Genomic DNA, 1,093 nt, shown 5'->3' on the forward strand with positions numbered 1-1,093 from the left:
CTAGCTGTAGTTCCCCGGGACGTTGTGAACGGGTGACGTAAGTGAAGACCTCCGGGACGATGTGAGTTACCACACACCACGTCGTCACCGGAGGTCTTCGTGACTCACGCTAATGCCCCGTTCACTCCAACGGGCAGGGAACGCCTTGCCCGGCTGATCGTCGTCGACGGCTGGCCCGTCCGTCGGGCCGCGGAACGGTTCCAGTGTTCGCCGGCGACGGCAGCGAAATGGGCTGCACGATACCGAGCGGGCCTGTCGATGGCCGACCGGTCGTCGAGGCCGTTGTCGAGTCCGACCAGAGTCCCGTCCCGGCTGGAACGCCGCATCCTCGCGTTGCGGGTCACCCGGCGGTGGGGACCGCACCGGATTGCGTTCCACCTGGGCCTGGCCCGCTCGACAGTTGGACGTGTCCTGGCGCGGTTCCGGATGCCGCTGCTGCGCAACATTGACCAAGCAACCGGGCTCCCGGTTCGCCGGCCGACTCCGGTGCGATACGAGAAGTCCCGGCCGGGTGAGCTCGTCCACGTCGACATCAAGAAGCAAGGCCGCATCCCAGATGGTGGCGGCTGGCGCGCTCACGGACGCGGGTCTGCCCAGGACCGCGCCGCCGGCTCGAATCGTGATCGTGCTGCTCGACGAGGCGCGCGTGGTTCTCGCGGGTACCGGTTCCTGCACCACGCGGTCGATGATCACTCCCGGCTGGCGTATTCAGAGATCCACGACAACGAACTCGGCGCCACCGCTGCCGGGTTCTGGGCCCGCGCAAACACGTTCTTCGCCGCCGCGGGGATCCATGTCGAGGCCGTGATGACCGACAACGGTGCGTGTTACCGATCCCGCGACTTCGCGACCGCCCTCGGTGACGCGAAGCACCGCTTCACCAGGCCCTACCGGCCGCAGACCAACGGGAAGGTCGAGCGGTTCAATCGAACCCTCGCCGCGGAATGGGCCTACGCCCGTCACTACGACAGCGATGCAGCCAGAACCGCGACCTACGCGGACTGGCTGCATCACTACAATCACCACCGACCACACACCGGCCTCGGCGGCCAAACCCCATCAGATCGCGTTCATAACCTCACGGGGAACTACA

At 66.5% G+C, this 1,093-nt stretch carries 1 protein-coding gene; it reads left to right on the top strand.

What is annotated here, in order from left to right:
• Positions 1-99: 99 nt before the first annotated feature.
• Positions 100-1,093, top strand: a 994-nt coding sequence (locus EDF24_RS00050) for an IS481 family transposase (RefSeq protein ID WP_123656474.1), incomplete at its 3' end; no start/stop codon positions are given.

Source organism: Curtobacterium sp. PhB130 (genome assembly GCF_003755165.1).
In the GTDB taxonomy this organism is placed as follows: Bacteria; Actinomycetota; Actinomycetes; order Actinomycetales; family Microbacteriaceae; genus Curtobacterium.